We start from the raw sequence: 13228 nt of genomic DNA on the forward strand, positions 1-13228 counted from the left end.
ATTAGTTCGCTTGCTTTTCGGATTTAATCTTTGAAGATACGGTTTTATTTTTGATGAAAAGCAGGTTGGGTGTCATTTTCCCTTCCATTCGCGCAGACTTACTTACCAATATAGAGATCAAATTGGCCATCGTAAAGGCTGTAATAGCAAGAAGTACTCCTGCAGCCATATCTGTCAGCCAGTGTATGCCAAGATAAATAGTGGAGAACATGATTATTCCCACACTGCCAGTCATAAACCATTTAAAAGGCTTATTGTTCGACTTATAGCTTAAGAATAATAAAGTCAGTGAAATCGAGTTATGCAGGCTTGGGAAACAGTTATTCAATCCTGATACATTCCGATATTGAGTCTCAAAGTCCGGATAAACTTCCGGGATTAAAAAGTGTACCTGAGAATGGACATACCATACCTCATTAACAGGTAAAAAAAGATAAAAGGGTATGGCAATAAGATAATTCAGCCCAACGGCATAAATAAATGTATAGAATAATTGCTTGTTTTGTTGGATGAAATAGAGGACAAATGATGTTGAAATCAAAGTGACAAATATAATGATGTAGAAAAAAGTTGTGATTTCTGTTAACCAAACATTATACAATAGGTTTTGGAAATTAGCCAGTAATTGCCCTTCATACTGCTGAATAATATGAGAATAGTCCCTGATATGAATAAAATTGCTCTCTATTTGCAATTCCAGTTTATTGATTAAAAGTATAGTCCCAAGTAATGCAAAATGAATCAATGATTTTTTGTTCTTTCGGCTATCCCATAAAATCTTAAATACGATGAAAGGGTTACGCTTTGATAGGATAATAACTAAAAAAACCGTCATAATCGTGATGGTGATAGCAATCGTAAACATAGATTGATACATATACAGACGTTCCCTTCCTGATTCAATATATTCATAGTGTATATATTATAACGTTTTGAATTGTAGGAATAGTAAAAAGGGTCCAATTTTTACATATTTTATTTGAATTGAATGATAAGCTTACAAATTTTATAAAAATCTATATAAATTTTGAAGAAAAATGAAAAACAATGAAACTTCTTAAAACTTGATTCGTAAATACAAATATGGGAAACTAAGCCTGACTACTAGAATTACAGGAGGAATTACTTTGTTAAAGAAAATGTTAACTGCTTTTATGTTGGTTACCTTTGTATTTGCACCGGTGGCTGAACATGCGTTTGTAGGAACTTCACACGAGGTTAGTGCAAAATCATACCGTTCAGGTAAAAAATCGTTCAATTCAAATAATAACCAATCTAATTTCAACCAAAACAATTCAACAGTTAATAAGCAAAAATCAACAACAAACAGCAATGCCAAAGCAACTAAAACAAATTCATTTAATAAAGGTGGATTCATGAAAAGTATGATGCTTGGCGGTATTGCCGGTTTATTATTCGGCGGTTTGCTAGCTAATATGGGTGCCATGGGATCCGTACTTGGTTTATTATTGAATGTACTTGCAATTTTGCTGATTGTTGCTTTAATCAAAAAAATCTTTACACGTAGTAACCGTCCACGAAAAGAGGTTGACGGAACGTGGAGACAATAAAAATTTCAGAGAATGAGATTATTAATTCACTTTGTGTTTATATCGCAGCTAAAAAGCAAGTCAATCCTGAACAAGTTGAAATTGAATTATTGTATGACGATAAATATGGGTTCTCCGCAGAAGCACATGTTAATGGAAGATCCCAAATTCTAATCACCGCAAACATGATTGAAGCACTGCGTTTTTATATTGAGCATGAGCTGAATATGGATCCATTTGCTGCAGCTATTGAACTTGAATTAGATGACGAGGAAGGCATTATTGCCTACGTTCAATAAAAGTATGAAAAGAGGCTTAGGCCTCTTTTTTTATTATTTAAAATGATTAGCTTATAATCAGTCTATTCATCAATTGACTGGGACTGTTACGTATTTTTAGAAAATTATAAAAATGTTCGTGACTTTATACATATTGGTCGCTAATATAAAAAGCATAAGAAATTATTTAAGCGCTTACATACATATAGGAGGAAATAAAAGATGCATCCTTATTTAAATGAAGAGCATGACATATTTAGAAAATCCTTTAGAAAGTTTCTAAAAAAAGAGGCGTATCCATACTATGACCAGTGGGAGAAAGAGAAACTGATTCCAAGGGAATTTTGGTCCAAGCTTGGTCAAGAGGGATATTTATGCCCGGATTTACCAGAGCAATATGGCGGCTTGGAAACGGATTGGGGTATATCAGTTGTCATTAATGAAGAACTCGAGCGCCTTGGTTCCGGTACAATCGGGATTGGTCTCCATAATGATATTGTTGTGCCGTATATTAACGCCTATGGTACGAAAGAACAAAAGGAGAAATGGCTTCCCAAATGTGTCAGCGGGGAAATCATCACAGCTATTGCCATGACAGAACCAGGTGCAGGCTCTGATCTTGCTTCCTTATCTACATACGCAGAATTAAAAGAGGACCATTATATTTTAAATGGACAGAAGACCTTCATTACGAACGGAATCCACGCAGACCTCATCATTGTAGCTTGTAAAACGGATTTACATGCTATACCCAAGCATAAAGGAATAAGCCTGCTTGTTGTCGAAAGAGATATGGAAGGCTTCTCAAGAGGACGTAAACTAGAAAAAGTGGGTATGCATTGCCAGGATACAGCGGAGCTCCTATTTGAGGATTGTATCGTACCAAAGGGAAATTTGTTGGGAGAAGCAGGGAAAGCTTTATGTATATGATGGATAAGCTCCAGCAGGAACGGTTAATCGTAGCTATTTCAGCTCAGGTTGCTGCTGAGGATATGCTTCAGATGACGCTCGATTATGTTAAGTCAAGGAAAGCATTCGGAAAATCAATCAGTGATTTTCAAAATACGAAGTTTAAGCTGGCTGAAATCGCATCCGACATAAAAATGGGAAGAGTATTTCTTGATCAATTAATTGCAGATCATATAGCCGGGAAGAATATAGTAGCAGAAGTCTCAATGGCCAAGTGGAAATTAACAGATATGTCTAAACGCATCTCGGTTGAATGCATGCAGCTACACGGTGGATATGGCTACATGGAAGAATACAAGATTGCCAGACGATTCAGGGATACCCCGGTTGCCAGTATTTATGCCGGTACAAATGAAATTATGAAGACGATCATTGCGAAGAACCTTGGACTTTAATGGGGGAAAGTGAATTAGCATTGGACTCAAGGTCAGGTGAGATTTAAGAGTACTATATTCAATTAATAGGAGGAAGGGGTAATAATGATGATGCACGTGCCATTAACTGTACATTCTTTGCTGGAAAGAGCTGAAAAAGTATTTCCGAAGAAAGAAGTGGTATCAAGGACTCATGATAAGGTGCAGCGATTAACGTACAAAGAGATCGGTGAAAGGGCAAGAAGGCTGGCGGATGTACTCCAGAAAATGAATGTATCAAGAGGTGATAAAGTCGGTACGCTGGCGTGGAATCACCATCGCCATCTCGAAGCATATTTTGCAGTACCTGGCATTGGAGCTGTTGTCCATACCATTAATATTCGTTTATCCGCAGAACATATTACCTATATTATTAATCATGCAGAAGACAAGGTACTATTGATTGATGAAGATATTGTACCCCTAATAGAAAAAATCGCCCCAGCGCTGACAACCGTCAAGGCCTATATCATTATGACGGATCAGACAGAAATACCCTCAACAAGTCTTAAACCCGCATATTCATATGAAGAACTTCTAGCAGTCGGCAACCCGAAAACTCCATTTATAAATGATTTAGATGAAAATGAAATAGCAGGAATGTGCTATACATCAGCAACAACTGGGAATCCAAAAGGTGTATTGTATTCGCACCGGGGGATTGTGCTGCATAGCTTCGCACTCGGCCTAGCAGATACAACGGCTGTTTCTGAACGTGATGTGGTCATGCCTGTTGTGCCAATGTTTCATGTGAATGCCTGGGGATTGCCATTTGCGGCCACCTGGTTTGGAGCAACTCAGGTTCTGCCTGGACCTCAATTTAATCCTAAATTATTAGCCGAATTTATCCAATCAGAAGGTGTGACAAAAACAGCTGGTGTGCCGACAATTTGGTTAGGTCTCCTGCAGGAGCTTGAAAAAGGTACATATGATACCAGCACATTGGAATTTATTTTATGCGGTGGCTCGGCTGCACCAAAAGGATTGATTAAGCAATTTGAAATTAAATATAAAATACCATTCCTACATGCTTATGGAATGACAGAAACGGCACCATTGGCAACTGTATCACGTCTGAAAAGCTATCAGTTAGACTTACCGGAAGAAGAGCTGCTCGATATTAGAGCTAAGCAAGGCTTGCTTGTACCAGGCCTGGAAATGAAAGTGGTCGGCTCTGAAGGAGAAGTGAACTGGAACGGATTGGATATGGGTGAGCTGATGTTACGGGGCAACTGGATTGCAGATGAATATTATCGTGATGAACGGACTGCTGAGGCATTTAAAGACGGATGGCTGTTGACTGGAGATATAGCAACTGTAGATGAAGAGGGCACAATCAAGCTGGTCGATCGAACAAAGGATTTAATTAAGAGCGGCGGTGAATGGATTTCATCTGTTGATCTGGAAAACGCCTTAATGGCTCATGAGGCGATATTTGAAGCAAGTGTCGTAGCCATACCGCATCCCGAATGGCAGGAAAGACCGGTCGGGTGTGTAGTTCTTAAGCCTGAATTTCATGGAAAGGTTACCGAAGAAGAGATTCAAAGCTTCCTTAAGCCGCAATTTGCAAAATGGTGGATTCCAGATGAAATCATCTTTATGGATGAAATCCCGAAAACCTCCGTTGGTAAATTTCTAAAGGCTAAATTGAGAGAAATGATTCAAGAGAGAGTATCTAATAACTAATAGTGGATAGGTAGGGGAGAAGTCTAAACCATCAAGGATATGGTTTAGGCTTTTTATTGCGGTTGCTTTATAAATCTAAGGATGAATCGGTAAATGCTGGTATGATTTGTTCTCTCCTGTAAAGAATAAAGGAATAACTACTATTCATTAAGGAGTGTACTTTATGAACCAGTCATTAGGATATGTGAAGGAAATTTTATCAGCACATACGGAGGACAGCAAAGTTGGCAAGCATATTTATAATATGATTTCTGACGGAAATTACGACAGCGGAGAACAGTTTGTCAGAGATTTATCAGTGGGTGAAAGTCACTACCTAAATAGGGTTTTACAAAATGCCATTGCTTATTCAAACCAAGAGCAGGACGAAGAACGATCCAAGCATTTAAATGAGATTTATGAGTTGTTGTTTGTTTGAAGAATTTTTATTTCGCACGACTTCAAGATTACAAAATCAAGCTTTGCTGACATCATACGTTTCAGGGAGAAGGCAGAACGATTCAATTATTCCAGAGACACTATATAAGATTTATTTACTAAAAATTGCTCAAGAAGAAAGGAGGTGCATAGCAACTCCTTTTTTATATTTGTCCTATCAAGGCAAAATAGAGAACGAACGTACTGGGAAGCCTGACGCTTTTTCAGGTTTCGGTACGATATTAAAGATGATAGCTCCTTTAGGAGGCAACTTGTCCAGGTTTTTCATGAGTTCAATTTGATACGTATCCTGAGAAAGTACATAATATTCGCCTCTAAGTTCCCCATTTTTACGGAAGTCAATAGCTGAATCGGTGTCAAAGGTTTCATGGCCAATAGCTTTGATTCTTCGTTCTTCAAACAAAAATTTCAACGCTTCATAGCCCCAGCCAGGGATATGATTATGGCCTTCCTCATCTTTGTTGGAGAAGGCCTCTTTGTCTGGCCATCGCTTGCTCCAGTCGGTGCGCAAAGCCACAAATGTATTTGCCTCAATTGTTCCGTGTTCTGTTTCAAAATCTAAAATATCATGGATGGTGAGTGTGAAATCAGGATTCTTCGCCGCCTCTTTTGATTTGTCAATCACAATCAAGGGCAACACAAGCTCCTTTAGTTCCAATTCGTCCAAATACCGGGTGTCTGGCACGAAATGAATGGGAGGATCAATATGGGTTCCATATTGACCAGCGAACGAATAACGCTGTGCCATGAATCCGTCTTCATGAGTAAATAAAGTATCAATCTGTGCGTCATCAAACATAAAGAAATGAGGGGAATCTGGTCCAAATGTATGAGTGAGGTCCACCCACTCCTTAGATTTCAAGATATTAAGTACCTGCAACAGATTGTTTACCATCTACTCAGCCTCCATAATTTTCAATTTTCAAATAATTATTATATACTTTATCATAGAGGTGTAACGGCAACAAGCTCTCCCTTTAAAAAGAATATCAGGTATGATATTTTTTATTACTTTTGCAATAGTTAATATCATTACAGATAAGAGAATGGTTAATGAATTGAGCATGATTTTTACCAATAGTGAAATAGAATTATTCATTCTTAAAAAACTTATCCCGGTCAAAGTTATTATTGCAAACCAGTGACGGTTTTACTATTAGAAATTTAAAAAATCTGTATTCAACTATTGGTTAAATAAATTATAATTAAATTACTATATTCGCTAATTCGGGGAATTTACAAATGCATTCGCTTTCCCCTTTTATTAATTAGATCCAATCGATTAGATTGATAGAAATATCGAAAGGGGATACTTATATTTGAATTCAAAATACCTGGACTTACTCGTCCAAAAATATGATTGTGAAGAAAAAGTAGTAACAGAAATTATTAATTTGGAAGCCATCCTTAACCTACCGAAGGGGACAGAACATTTTGTCAGTGATTTACATGGGGAGTATCAAGCTTTTCAACATGTACTGAGAAACGGTTCCGGGAATGTAAAACAAAAAATCAAAGACTTGTTTCAAGATGTTTTATTAGAAAAAGAAATTAATGAATTTGCGACATTAGTTTATTATCCTGAAGAGAAATTAAAGTTAATTAAAAATCAATTTGATAATAAAGAAGAATTGAATCAATGGTATATCGTTATTATTGAGCGGATGATGAGACTTATTTCTCATGCTTCATCCAAATATACCCGTTCGAAATTAAGAAAAGCATTGCCAAAGCAGTTTGAATTTATTATCGAAGAACTGCTGTACAAAACGAATCAAGCAAATAAGGAAAAATATTATAATGAAATTGTTGAGCAAATCATCTCCTTAGGCCAAGCTGATAAACTCATAACAGGTCTTGCCTATACAACTCAGAGATTGGTTGTCGATCATCTTCATGTTGTTGGCGATATATATGACCGTGGACCTGAACCTGATAAAATCATGGAAACTCTAATCAATTATCATTCGGTTGATATTCAGTGGGGTAACCACGATGTACTTTGGCTAGGTGCTTATTCTGGTTCATTGGTTTGTCTTGCTAATATTATTCGTATTTGTGCAAGGTATGACAATCTCGATATTATTGAAGATGTGTATGGAATCAATTTGAGGCCTTTGTTAACTCTGGCTGAGAAATACTATGATGACAATCCGGCTTTCAGACCAAAGGTACATTCAGATCAGAAACTATCTAGTCATGAAAAATTACAAATAACGAAAATTCATCAAGCAATTGCGATGATTCAATTCAAACTCGAAATGCCTATAATAAAGAGACGTCCGTGCTTTAATATGTCAGATAGGCTTTTATTAGAGAAAATTGATTATGATAAAAATGAAATAACGATTTATGGGGAGACTTACCCTCTTGAAAACACTTGCTTTGCCACGGTTAATCCCGAACAGCCTGAACAGTTATTAGAGGAAGAACAGCAGGTTATGGAAAAGTTATTATTCTCAGTTCAGAATTCAGAAAAGCTCGCGAGACATATGAATTTCCTTATGAAGAAAGGAAGCCTTTATTTAAAATATAACGGGAACCTATTAATACATGGGTGTATTCCTTTAGATGAAGAAGGAAATATGGAGAAGATGACCGTCGATAATAACACCTATTCAGGTCGTGAGTTACTTGATGTTTTTGAGCAATATTTACGTTATTCTTTTGCACATCCTGAAGAGTCGGGTGATCTTGCGACGGATATGGTCTGGTATTTATGGACGGGAGAATATTCGTCACTCTTTGGAAAAAGAGAAATGACAACTTTTGAGAGGTACTTTATTAAGGACAAGTCAACCCATAAAGAAAGAAAGAATCCATACTATCATTTACGCGAGAATGAAGAAATTTGTCGCAAAATACTAGCTGATTTTGATCTGGATCCTGACACAGGTCATATCATAAATGGCCATACACCAGTTAAAGAAATAGAGGGAGAAAATCCAGTTAAGGCAAATGGAAAAATGATCGTAATTGATGGAGGTTTCTCCAAAGCATACCAATCAACTACAGGCATAGCAGGATATACATTGCTATATAATTCTTACGGTATGCAATTGGTCGCCCATAAGCATTTTAATTCAAAGGAAGATGTCTTACTTAACGGGACAGATGTTTTATCAATAAAAAGATTGGTAGATAAAGAATTAAAACGGAAAAAGGTTAGAGAAACCAATATTGGAGAGAAAATAATTCAGGAAATTTCAATATTAAATAGTTTAAGGGAATATCGCTATATGGATTGATAGCAGCTTGTACTTAAAAAACAGGAACAGTGTTCCTGTTTTTTTGTTTCAGCAAAATCAATATGGTTAACTTTATACTTCATGTATCGGTCTTCCAAATGTGTTTATACCTATATTCTTTAATTGCTTTTCTAAATGTTCTGGCTTCACTTTCCCGTTCTCTTGGCAGTAAGTTGGATAGTAATAAGGTGAGGCGACATGTGCGTCTAAATTCAGCCACACTGTACGATAGATATTGTGTACATCTCTTACGGGTAAAAATTCTCCGCTTTCCAATTCCACATCATCATCTACACCATATTCGAACCGGCAACAAGAACATATTTCAAAAGAACCCACTTGTAACTGTTTGGAATCATAATAAGCGGGTTCATCAAGCCCTTTATGACCGCATACGGGGCAAATATATTTCATAGTTTATAATCTCCTTGTTCATTGTGTGACTTCTAAATAAAGGTAAATGACTTCTTTGTTTTCTTTATTTCCTATATTATAGTGAGGGGTTCCTTAAATTATCAAACCTATTGTAATCTATAATTTACAAATAAGTCTGAATACGCTTATCTTATTATTTGGGATACATGTAAACTTTGCAATAATTAGAATTGATTTCAAGAAATTACGAACAGGGGGAAATGTTTTGAAGAAAATTATACTAATCATCGCAGTACTGTTAATGGTTTCTTTTGTACCTGATGCTTTTGCGCATTCTCATTTAGAGAGTTCTACACCTAGTGACGGAGAAGTTATTTCAGAAGAGTTACGTGAAATAACATTAATATTTAGTGGGAAAATTGAACAAGGCAGTACTTTTAAACTATTGGATTCCAAGGAACAAGCTGTTTCAGTTGAAAATATTACGATCACGGACACTGAAATTACAGGAACAATTCCTGTTAGTTTGATAAATGGAAATTATGTTGTTGATTGGAATATTATTAGTGCAGATGGCCATCAAATGGAAGGGGAGTTTTCATTCGAGGTGAAAATTGCTGAGACTGAATCTCCACTAGCTAATAACGATGAGGAAGAACAAGTGAGTAAAAATGTAGAAAATCATGAAGGAAATCAAGATGGTTTAAATGAACAGGATTCGAATGAAAATGTTGCTAATGATCAAACAGAAAATGATATATCATCCAATCTCGTTCCTATTATTATCGGTGTTTTAATAGTCACTATTATAATCACCTTTATTGCATTAAGGAGAAAAAAATAAACAATGTCCTCTGTAATTTTTAGCGAAGTTGCCCTATATCTTTGTCTTTCCATATTAATGGGCAGTTTTATTCTATCCATTGTTCCAAACCATCATCGGCCTAGCATATCTGTAGGAAAGAAATATATGATCTTAGCTGCCATTGGTGTTGGATTATTTTCTTTTTCACCCGTACTCATTCGAATCTTGAACTTACAGCAAAGAGTAGACTGGCAGGGGAGAATACAAACGGTATTATTAACGTTCGAAATTGGCAAGGCATGGATTTTTACAACTATTGTGATGTTAATTTTACTCCTGTTTATTGCTAAATTTCACCAAAGAGAAGATTCTAAATACTCTTGGATTGGATGTATTTTAACCATTCTTTTGATTATGGGCCTTGCTTGGTCCAGTCATGCAAGTACATCGGAACAGATCATCGGTTTTTTAACTCATTTTGTGCATGTTACTGCTGTAACGGTCTGGGTTGGTATTCTATTTGTTATAAGTTGGTTCTCAAAAAATCAAGAGAATTGGCTGCAGTTTTTGCGATGGTTTACCCCAATCGCAATTAGTTGTGTCCTAGTGACAGCTGCTTCAGGAATAGTCCTTATGACATTTGTTATAGATCTATCGCAATATCCAAATTCTTGGATGGTTGATTATGGACAATTTTTATTGATAAAACATATTCTTATTATGGTGCTGCTTGCCTACGCTTTCGTTAATGGCATACTCATTCGACGGAGGTTAAGGGAGGACGAAACCTTTAATCCAGTTCCCTGGGTGAAAGCCGAAAGTATAGTAGCACTACTGATTTTTTCGGCAACTGCTGCAATGAGCCAGCAATCACCGCCAAGTGCAGGTACATTGGAACATGAAGGATTATCTTTTCTATTCGAACTCTTTTATCAAGGTCAGTATTATTCAGGAATGGATGTTCAGATGAGTGTAAATTCAATCAGTATCTTACTTATTACTATTGCTTTTCTATTTTTAGCCTTGCTATTTTATGCGTTTATTAAAAAAGCTTCATCAATGATCACATTAGTGCTTAGTATCTTCTTTGTCCTTTCAAGCTATTTGGCTTTGATCATGAGTGTTAGTTAAAAGGGAATTATTATAAATTTTTCCGTAGGTTTTAAGTTAGCGATTATAAAATGAGTTTATTTTTAACAAAATGGGTGCCATTCATGAATGGATTGGCCTTTTTCTATATAAGGAATATATGTCGATGTACGGGCTACGCTGAAATTGAAAAAGCGATTAAATCGGTGATTAAACGTGAAGCAATAGAGTAACGAATAACTACAAAGTATTCATAGGGTGTGGTCATCAAGCAAAAAAGATTTAATCGCTTTGCCAACTATATTTTATATTCGTTCTTACGAAACGAAAGTCAGCAGAAGCATAATGAATAGGAACGTCCTAGGCATTTATAGGACGTTTTTATTAATGAGAAATATAAAAATTATTTATGGATATATGCATACAGACTATTAATTGCAATTTACTCACAACTATGCTCAAAAACATGTGGAGCTTATTGTATGGTACTATCTGAAATTATAAAGATAAGTATATAGCTGATTCGATTGTGAGGATATAGGATATATCCCATTGAGATAAAGAAACGTGTGGAAATACATTTAATTATATCTAGCATATAAAAAATTTTGTATATGACTAACTTCATTTTTTAATGAATTAACTAACGAAAATAAAGCATTCACATCATTTTGCAATAGGGTAATCTGGTTCTCGATTTTTTTAAATTGTTTGTTTTGTTCTTCCCTATATGTTTGCTCATTCTTTTCATTTAATTCTGATTGTTTTATATCCAGAAAAGTACCGCCAATAGATACTAAATCACCAATTGTTATAGTACTTGCTCCAATTAATGCAAGGATAAAACCTAAGTTGGATTCATTGGCCTGGTCAGGGGGGGGAGAAGAATCTGCCGTATTTTCTAATTGCTCTTCTTCTTCAATTCCCTCAACTTCGCTTGCCTCAAAGCTGATGCCGAGAACTGTAAGAAGGTTACCTATTGTGACAATCATTTGGCCAAATAAATCAACCTTATCTCCAAATTCAACAGGCAAAGATTCGATAAATTGATTTTCTGAGTCCTTTTTAATCAACTCTAATCACCTACTTGATTGTAGCCTGATTTTCTCCATAACTTTTAATGTAGTTTGATTTAAATCCTCTTGAATTCTTTTTAATGATGAAAAATCTTTCTCAAGTTCTATTTCATTTAATTCAAATAAATGATCCATACTATCAGTGTTAAATACGTTGTTTAGGCAATTTAGAATCCCTTGGAAGGATGATACTAGTTGAGTATGTTCAATGACTAAAAATGAGGGAGGAATTGTATTTTCTAAACAAAGAACGCTAGTCTGTGCAACATTTACTGCATTTTTTAAATCTATATAGTATTGTTCTGGGTTTATGATTAAACCATTATCAGCAAACTGTGGATAGATTTTATTTGATATATAGACTAAGTTACCGCCGGCTAATTGAAGAGCATGCCCATATTGTTTTATAGTGTTTGCCATATCTTTTCCCCTTTGATCTATAAAGTAAGTTAAAACAATATATGCCCAAAGATTAAAGAAGTTCCAAGAGTATATAATCTGGATGCCATTGTGATTACAGATGTCTTTTTTCAAATGATTAATATATGAATTGTAATATTCCACCAAATAAAAAAGGAGTTCCAATAAATCGTCAACATGACTTTTTGGAACGCCTCTATTTATAAAGAAATGCAATTTTATCTATTTATAGTATACAACTGAATTAACGGTTTGAAATTTGGAAAGATCCGACTCACTTATTGTTTGAGCGATTGCTTGGATGATAGCACCAATAGCTTGTATCCAGCTGCCTATGGAATTGAATTGCTGTCTCTTAAGACTGGTTGATGGTAAAAATCCCGCTATTACTAACATATTAATCCCAATGGTTTGTAACAAACCTCCGAATGCATTATATAGATTAGCAAGTTTAGTGATTCTTTCCAATGAATACATAAAAGACAAAACCGTGCCCAATGCTTGTCCTTCATTTCCTATATTGAATACGGTTTGTTGTGCATTTGAATCACTAAATGGAAGGATATAACCGGCCACTTCCGCAGACAAGCCGCCCGCCTGAATTATATTACCAACTTTATTTAGTGTCAGGACGCTCTCAGTGTCAACCAGGACTGTCGTAGCCGCAAGCTGAAGATTGTAACCAATTAAATTGATATCAGATGAGGCCTTATTATCGAGTGATATAGGAGGTGTATTCCCAATAGCAGTTACAATTCTGCCAAACGCGCCTACCCACATTGCACCTGTTGTAATCTGTGTTTTGGTTTCTATTTGAATCACCAACTTAATTTGTGGTTTTAGTCATACACCATCGTATTCAAATATGTAAATTTATGTTC

Annotated in this window: 13 protein-coding genes and 1 pseudogene; 8 read left to right on the plus strand and 6 right to left on the minus strand. The window is 35.8% G+C overall.

From position 1 onward, the window contains the following. Window position 1: 1 nt before the first annotated feature. Window positions 2-877, minus strand: a complete 876-nt coding sequence (locus tag FHY45_RS10890; RefSeq protein WP_139891874.1) for a phosphatase PAP2 family protein — start codon at window positions 875-877, stop codon at window positions 2-4. A gap of 250 nt (window positions 878-1127) precedes the next feature. Here FHY45_RS10890 and FHY45_RS10895 point away from each other — a divergent pair, with 250 nt between their 5' ends. The 5 genes and pseudogenes from FHY45_RS10895 (at window position 1128) to FHY45_RS10915 (ending at window position 5314) form a co-directional block, all read left to right on the plus strand. Then, window positions 1128-1571, plus strand: coding sequence for a hypothetical protein (locus FHY45_RS10895; RefSeq protein WP_225983572.1), 444 nt, complete (start codon window positions 1128-1130; stop codon window positions 1569-1571). After that, window positions 1559-1849, plus strand: coding sequence for a YxcD family protein (locus FHY45_RS10900; RefSeq protein WP_066103535.1), 291 nt, complete (start codon window positions 1559-1561; stop codon window positions 1847-1849). Before FHY45_RS10895 ends, FHY45_RS10900 begins: the two co-directional genes overlap by 13 nt. A 201-nt stretch (window positions 1850-2050) precedes the next feature. Beyond that, window positions 2051-3192: pseudogene (locus FHY45_RS10905) on the plus strand (acyl-CoA dehydrogenase family protein). Between the two features lie 84 nt (window positions 3193-3276). Then, on the plus strand, window positions 3277-4896 hold the full coding sequence (locus tag FHY45_RS10910) for a long-chain fatty acid--CoA ligase (protein ID WP_139891875.1): 1620 nt from the start codon (window positions 3277-3279) through the stop codon (window positions 4894-4896). A 163-nt stretch (window positions 4897-5059) separates the two neighbouring features. Next, a complete protein-coding gene (locus FHY45_RS10915) occupies window positions 5060-5314 on the plus strand; it encodes a sigma-G-dependent sporulation-specific acid-soluble spore protein CsgA (protein ID WP_066103540.1) in 255 nt (84 codons plus the stop codon). Window positions 5315-5491: 177 nt separating this feature from the next. Here FHY45_RS10915 and FHY45_RS10920 read toward each other — a convergent pair whose 3' ends face one another. Then, on the minus strand, window positions 5492-6229 hold the full coding sequence (locus FHY45_RS10920) for a cyclase family protein (RefSeq protein ID WP_139891876.1): 738 nt from the start codon (window positions 6227-6229) through the stop codon (window positions 5492-5494). Window positions 6230-6653: 424 nt separating this feature from the next. On the opposite strand from FHY45_RS10920, the gene fbp reads away from it, so the two are divergent. Next, complete coding sequence (gene fbp, locus FHY45_RS10925; RefSeq protein ID WP_066103543.1) at window positions 6654-8582, plus strand: fructose-1,6-bisphosphatase; 1929 nt, start codon at window positions 6654-6656, stop codon at window positions 8580-8582. A 72-nt stretch (window positions 8583-8654) separates the two neighbouring features. Here the strand turns inward: fbp and FHY45_RS10930 are convergent, their stop codons facing one another. Further along, entirely contained in the window at window positions 8655-8996 is a 342-nt protein-coding gene (locus FHY45_RS10930; RefSeq protein ID WP_066103545.1) for a hypothetical protein, read from the minus strand. Window positions 8997-9222: 226 nt separating this feature from the next. On the opposite strand from FHY45_RS10930, the gene FHY45_RS10935 reads away from it, so the two are divergent. Both FHY45_RS10935 and FHY45_RS10940 read left to right on the plus strand, forming a co-directional pair. Next, window positions 9223-9801: a copper resistance CopC family protein gene (locus FHY45_RS10935; RefSeq protein WP_139891877.1), complete on the plus strand. Its 579-nt coding sequence runs from the start codon at window positions 9223-9225 to the stop codon at window positions 9799-9801. A 3-nt stretch (window positions 9802-9804) separates the two neighbouring features. Then, the gene (locus FHY45_RS10940) at window positions 9805-10893 is read left to right on the plus strand and encodes a copper resistance D family protein (protein WP_139891878.1); all 1089 of its coding nucleotides are present in this window, start codon (window positions 9805-9807) and stop codon (window positions 10891-10893) included. A 539-nt stretch (window positions 10894-11432) separates the two neighbouring features. Here FHY45_RS10940 and FHY45_RS10945 read toward each other — a convergent pair. From FHY45_RS10945 to FHY45_RS10955, 3 genes are all read right to left on the minus strand, one after another. After that, window positions 11433-11924 carry a hypothetical protein gene (locus tag FHY45_RS10945; RefSeq protein ID WP_066103548.1) on the minus strand — a complete coding sequence of 164 codons (492 nt, stop codon included), beginning with the start codon at window positions 11922-11924 and terminating at the stop codon, window positions 11433-11435. A gap of 6 nt (window positions 11925-11930) precedes the next feature. Next, window positions 11931-12347, minus strand: coding sequence for a hypothetical protein (locus FHY45_RS10950; protein ID WP_066103550.1), 417 nt, complete (start codon window positions 12345-12347; stop codon window positions 11931-11933). Window positions 12348-12569: 222 nt separating this feature from the next. Further along, window positions 12570-13169: a DUF6944 family repetitive protein gene (locus FHY45_RS10955; protein WP_066103552.1), complete on the minus strand. Its 600-nt coding sequence runs from the start codon at window positions 13167-13169 to the stop codon at window positions 12570-12572. Between the last annotated feature and the right edge of the window lie 59 nt (window positions 13170-13228).

Source organism: Bacillus sp. D386, assembly GCF_006346415.1.

Excerpts from the sequence above, each read along its gene's own strand:
- FHY45_RS10890 (WP_139891874.1), bottom strand. The coding sequence starts at position 877 with ATGTATCAATCTATGTTTACGATTGCTATCACCATCACGATTATGACG.
- FHY45_RS10910 (WP_139891875.1), top strand. The coding sequence starts at position 3,277 with ATGATGATGCACGTGCCATTAACTGTACATTCTTTGCTGGAAAGAGCT.
- FHY45_RS10950 (WP_066103550.1), bottom strand. The coding sequence starts at position 12,347 with ATGGCAAACACTATAAAACAATATGGGCATGCTCTTCAATTAGCCGGC.
- FHY45_RS10915 (WP_066103540.1), top strand. The coding sequence starts at position 5,060 with ATGAACCAGTCATTAGGATATGTGAAGGAAATTTTATCAGCACATACG.
- FHY45_RS10940 (WP_139891878.1), top strand. The coding sequence starts at position 9,805 with ATGTCCTCTGTAATTTTTAGCGAAGTTGCCCTATATCTTTGTCTTTCC.
- FHY45_RS10930 (WP_066103545.1), bottom strand. The coding sequence starts at position 8,996 with ATGAAATATATTTGCCCCGTATGCGGTCATAAAGGGCTTGATGAACCC.
- FHY45_RS10920 (WP_139891876.1), bottom strand. The coding sequence starts at position 6,229 with ATGGTAAACAATCTGTTGCAGGTACTTAATATCTTGAAATCTAAGGAG.